This window comes from Marinimicrobium sp. UBA4509 (genome assembly GCF_002388575.1).
GTDB lineage: Bacteria > Pseudomonadota > Gammaproteobacteria > Pseudomonadales > Cellvibrionaceae > Marinimicrobium > Marinimicrobium koreense.
On the sequence record NZ_DGMV01000009.1, the window covers coordinates 7,729 to 12,085 of the forward strand.

2 protein-coding genes and 1 pseudogene are annotated in these 4,357 nt (G+C 57.8%); all 3 read right to left on the minus strand.

Translation table 11 applies throughout. The features are described 5' to 3' along the window. Window positions 1-52: 52 nt before the first annotated feature. The gene (cysN, locus tag B3520_RS01325; protein WP_286804288.1) at window positions 53-1,957 is read right to left on the minus strand and encodes a sulfate adenylyltransferase subunit CysN; all 1,905 of its coding nucleotides are present in this window, start codon (window positions 1,955-1,957) and stop codon (window positions 53-55) included. 237 nt (window positions 1,958-2,194) lie between these two features. Continuing rightward, window positions 2,195-3,631, minus strand: coding sequence for a sulfate adenylyltransferase subunit CysD (gene cysD, locus B3520_RS01330; protein ID WP_286804300.1), 1,437 nt, complete (start codon window positions 3,629-3,631; stop codon window positions 2,195-2,197). A gap of 225 nt (window positions 3,632-3,856) precedes the next feature. After that, window positions 3,857-4,048: pseudogene (locus B3520_RS17470) on the minus strand (helix-turn-helix domain-containing protein); the annotation flags it as partial. Window positions 4,049-4,357: the final 309 nt, after the last annotated feature.

Sequence of the window (4,357 nt, forward strand, 5' to 3'; positions counted from 1 at the left end):
TTCGCTTATCCGCCCTACGCGGACAACGCCGTACGCCGCCCGTCCAACACAACTACGCCAAATACCCCCGATCCGCCATAAACTGAATCACCCGCTCGGCGGCCTCATCGGCGGAAATATCCGTGGTATTCAACACACACTCCGGATTCACCGGCGGTTCATAAGGCGAGTCGATCCCGGTAAAGTTCTTCAACTCACCCTTGCGCGCCTTGCGATACAAGCCTTTCACATCCCGCTGCTCAGCCACTTCCAGAGGCGTATCCACATACACCTCCACAAACTCATTGGCTTCCAACAGGTTGCGAGCCATATCCCGCTCCGAGCGGAAGGGCGAAATAAACGCGGTAATCACAATCAGCCCCGCGTCCACCATCAGCTTGGCCACTTCTGCAATCCGGCGGATGTTCTCCACCCGGTCTGCATCGGTAAAGCCCAGGTCCTTGTTAAGACCGTGACGCACGTTATCGCCGTCCAGAAGGTAGGTGTGATGCCCCCGCGCATACAGCTTCTTTTCCACCAGGTTGGCAATGGTGGATTTGCCCGCGCCGGACAAACCGGTCAGCCAAAGAACGCAAGGCTTCTGGTTCTTCAGCTGCTGGCGCGCCTGCTTGTTCACATCCACGTGCTGAACGGTAATGTTCTGGCTGCGGCGCAGCGAGAAGTGGATCATGCCCGCGCCCATGGTGTTGTAAGTCAGGCGATCAATCAGAATAAAACCACCGGTATCGTGGTTATCTTTATAGGCATCAAAGGCGATGTCCTGGTCCAGATTGATGGTGCACACCCCGATGCCGTTCAGCGCCAGGTTTTTGGCCGCCGTGTGCTCCAGAGTGTTCACATTTACCTGATACTTGATGTCGGTGATAGTGGCCGACACGGTTTTGGTGCCGATCTTCATCAGGTAGGTGCGGCCCGGCAGCATCGGGTCGTCATTCATCCAGACGATGGTCACCTCGAACTGATTGGCGACGGAGGCGGGGGTGTCAGACGCACAGAGCAGGTCACCCCGCGAAATATCGATCTCGTCGGTCAGGGTCAGGGTCACGGACTGCCCAGCGACGGCTTTGTCCAGATCACCGTCGAGCGTGTAAATGCGCTCCACGTAACTTTCTCGACCGGAGGGCAGGGTGCGTATTTTATCGCCCGGGTGAATGACCCCGCTGGCGAGCTGCCCGGAGAAGCCCCGAAAATCCAGATTGGGTCGGTTCACCCACTGCACCGCCATGCGGAAGGGCGATTCCTGCATCAGCTCATCATCCACCTCGACCGTTTCGAGGTAACCCATCAGGGTCGTACCCCGATACCAGGGCATGCGCTCACTGCGCTCAATGATATTGTCGCCCCGGAGCGCGGACATCGGAATAAAGGTGATGTTCTCCAGACCGATCTGCTTGGCGAACTCACGATATTCTTCAACGATGCGATTAAACGTTTTTTCCGAATAATCCATCAGGTCCATCTTGTTGATTGCCACCACCACATGGCGAATGCCGATCAGTGCGGCGAGATAACTGTGGCGCTTGGTCTGGGTCAGAATGCCCTTGCGGGCATCGACCATCAGAATCGCCGCATCGGCGGTGGAGGCGCCGGTCACCATATTGCGGGTGTACTGCTCATGCCCCGGGGTGTCGGCAACAATGAACTTGCGACGGTCGGTGGAGAAAAACCGGTAGGCCACATCGATGGTAATGCCTTGCTCGCGTTCGGCGGCCAGTCCATCCACCAGCAGCGCGAAATCCATCTCCTCACCTTGGGTGCCCCAACGGGCCGAATCCGCTTCCACGGCGGCGAGCTGGTCTTCAAACAGCATCTTGGACTCGAACAGCAAGCGCCCAATGAGGGTGCTCTTGCCATCGTCTACGCTACCGCAGGTAATAAAGCGCAACAGGCTCTTGTGCTCGTGCTGCTCCAGGTATTCGTTAATGTCTTCCGCGATCAAACTCGATTGGTGGCTCATAATCTTGTCCTGTGAATCTCTTTTGGCATCGGCGGATGCGGGCTGCGCCCTTATCCGCCCTACGCAAATTTGGGTGCTGAGGTCCGGGAAGGGAAACCCCTTTCAAGACCGTAAGCGGCGGGAGTCCGCGAGGCGAGCCCCCAGGGATGGGTTTACGGCGTGTCTTGAAAGGGGTTTCCCTTCCCGGACCGGACGTGATGACACACCACTCTCGCCAAAACCCAACCCAAATATTGCTCAAAAATACCCTTCCTGCTTCTTCTTCTCCATCGACGCGGAAGAATCATGGTCAATCATCCGCCCCTGGCGCTCCGAAGTGCGGGTCAACAACATCTCCTGAATAATATCCGGCAGAGTATCCGCCTCGGACTCAACCGCGCCGGTCAACGGATAACAACCCAGCGTCCGGAAACGCACCTTCTTCATCATCGGCACCTCGCCGGGATTCAACGGCATACGGTCATCATCCACCATGATCAGCGTACCGTCGCGCTCCACCACTGGGCGCTCGGCGGAGTAATACAAAGGCACAATCGGAATCTGCTCCAGATGGATGTACTGCCAGATATCCAGCTCCGTCCAGTTCGACAGCGGGAACACACGAATGGACTCTTTCGGGTGTTTTTTCGCGTTGTACAGCTTCCAGATCTCCGGGCGCTGGTTCTTCGGATCCCACCGATGGTTGGCGGTACGGAAGGAAAAAATCCGCTCCTTCGCACGGGACTTCTCCTCATCCCGGCGCGCGCCCCCAAAGGCCGCATCGAACCCGTACTTGGTCAACGCCTGCTTGAGCGCCTCGGTTTTCATGATGTCAGTATGAATGGCCGAGCCATGCGTAAAGGGATTGATGCCTTGGGCACGGCCCTCCTCGTTGACGTGGACAATCAGCTTCATGCCGGTTTCCTTCGCCATGCGCGCGCGGAACTTATACATCTCCTGAAACTTCCAGGTGGTATCCACGTGCAACAAAGGGAAGGGCGGAACGGACGGGGCGAAGGCCTTCATCGCCAGGTGCAGCATTACGGCACTGTCTTTACCGATGGAGTACAGCATCACCGGATTCTCCGTTTCCGCGACCACTTCGCGCATAATCTGAATGCTCTCGGCTTCCAGCCGCTGAAGGTGTGTGAGTGCCATAGGATTCCTCTTCTGTGGTTTGCGCAATGCCGAGGGGTCGGCATCGGGTTGTGATTGTTTGGTCTTTGGGTGTGACGGGTTGGGACTATTCAATGGTGGATGACGGCCTTCGGCCTTATGCCACCCTACGGTTGGGGAGGGCGTCTGGGGATCGGTTGGCCAGTGGGGTATCGTCAAAAGCTGAATCGGTTTGTCGCCGGCCAACCAAGGTCGCAGCAGCTCATGCCGGCTTAAATCCACCGACTGAAACACCAGAACCGCCTCGTCGCCCAGGGTTTGTTCCAGGCGTTCAAGAAACGCGGCGATATCGTCCGCACGAGGCGGGGTAGGGAAGGCCGACCACAATAACTGGCCTCGACCGTCCCGGGCAAAGAGCTGATAGCCGCGCAGCGGCTCACCCTCATACTCACCATTGATAGAGCGAACACCCCCGGTAAGCACCTTCCGTCGCCCAGGCTCCACCCCACGTTCGGCAAGCAGCTGATCCGGCACCCCGCGGGAAGGTCCGTCAGCGACGCTCAACCCCCACCGCTCCATATACCGCCCGGCACTCCGCCCAGTAACCTCAATCCCCCGAGTCTCCAGAAACCCGCTCACAGCCCGAAGACTCCAAAGCTCACCCTCAAAGCTCGGCGCGGCTGGTGTAGGGCGGATAAGCACAGAGTGCGCATCCGCCGTTGTCACACCCTCTGCATCTGCCGCTCGCAATTGGGTTGCACTCGTCGTCGCGTATTCACGGGTATTAGACGCTTCGCGCCCCCGACGCCCCCGAGCCTTAGTCTCCACCGCCGCCCAACCTCCGGCCACAAACCGCTTGTAAGCGTCCGTAATAGTCGGTCGAGTTAACCCCGTTAACTCACTGATTTCCTTATAGGTTTTCTGCTCAATCCGCAGCCGCACCGCCTGCTTACGCAGCCGGTTCAAGTCATCCGCAGAGAGCTTTTTACCACCCATAACCCATCCATCAGTGATCAGAAAACACCCAGATTACCCAACAAACAACTCAATGTAAAACATTTAATGTCGCAGTCTCACGCCCGGCTTCCCGTAGTCCAGTAGGTCGGCTTAGGCCAAAGGCCGTAAGCCGACAGTGTGCCTCGGCGGTGTTGTGTCTGCTTACGGCCTGCGGCCTAAGCCGACCTACGGTACTCTTCAGTCGGTATGGTCACGGCGGATGCGCCTGCGGCTCCGAGGCGTTGGACCGATCCGCCCTACGACAGGCTTTGGTTGTTGCGTTGATTTGGGTAACGGCGGATGCGGGCT

What these genes read in the sequence shown, in the direction of transcription:
- cysN (WP_286804288.1), bottom strand. Translation starts at nt 1,957, where the DNA reads ATGAGCCACCAATCGAGTTTGATCGCGGAAGACATTAACGAATACCTG.
- cysD (WP_286804300.1), bottom strand. Translation starts at nt 3,631, where the DNA reads ATGGAGCGGTGGGGGTTGAGCGTCGCTGACGGACCTTCCCGCGGGGTG.